Source organism: Vibrio sp. 378 (assembly GCF_033339435.1).
The window spans coordinates 1-1,056 of sequence record NZ_JAWOUO010000161.1 but is presented as its reverse complement, the minus strand read 5'-3'; the positions used below and the strand labels follow the sequence as shown (position 1 = coordinate 1,056).

Genomic DNA, 1,056 nt, shown 5'->3' with positions numbered 1-1,056 from the left:
ATTTTTGATGGTGGTGGCGGTTTATTCTGACGATCCAGATTTTACACAAAACGACATTGCCGACTTTGTTGTAACCAACATTCAAGACCCAATCAGCCGTGTGACGGGTGTGGGTCAAGTACAGGCTTTTGGTTCTCAATATGCGATGCGTGTGTGGCTTGACCCGTTTAAGCTGACTCAGTTCAACCTGACGGCAATTGACGTTGCAAATGCGATCAGTGAGCAGAATGCGCAAGTGTCATCTGGTCAATTGGGTGCAGCACCTGCGCAGAAAGGTCAACTGCTTAACGCGACGATTTCTTCTGCGAGTCGTTTAAGCAGTGTGGCTGAGTTCCAAAACATCAACTTGAAATCAGATGCGAGCGGTGCAAACGTTTATCTAAGAGACGTTGCTCGTATTGAGCGCGGAGCAGAAAGTTACGATATTCAAGGTCAGTACAACGGTTTGCCGGCGTCTGGTTTAGGTATTTCACTTGGTACAGGTGCGAACGCGCTGGAAACGGCGGCTGAAGTCAAAGAGCGTTTAGCGGAGTCGAGTGAAACCTTCCCACATGGTCTGAAAGTCGCTTATCCATTTGAGACAACACCGTTTGTAGAAGCATCGATTCAAGAAGTAGTGAAAACGCTACTGGAAGCGATTGTGTTGGTGTTCTTAATTATGTACCTGTTCTTACAGAACTTCCGTGCAACGATCATCCCGACGATTGCGGTTCCGGTTGTACTCTTGGGTACGTTTGCCATTCTTTACGCGACTGGCTTCAGCGTGAATACCCTGACGATGTTTGCGATGGTTCTGGCGATTGGTTTGCTGGTGGATGACGCCATCGTTGTGGTAGAAAACGTTGAGCGTGTGATGCACGAAGACGGGCTCGATCCAAAAGAAGCCACTAAGAAATCGATGGGGCAGATCACTGGCGCGTTGATTGGTGTTGGTTTGACCTTATCGGCAGTATTCGTCCCTATGGCATTTATGTCAGGTTCGACCGGGGTGATTTACCGTCAGTTCTCGATCACCATCGTTGCTGCGATGACGTTGTCAGTGATGGTTGCGATCAT

Annotated in this window: 1 pseudogene; it reads left to right on the top strand. The window is 48.5% G+C overall.

From position 1 onward, the window contains the following. A pseudogene (gene vmeB / locus R7Q48_RS24855) lies at positions 1-1,056 on the top strand (multidrug efflux RND transporter permease subunit VmeB); the annotation flags it as partial.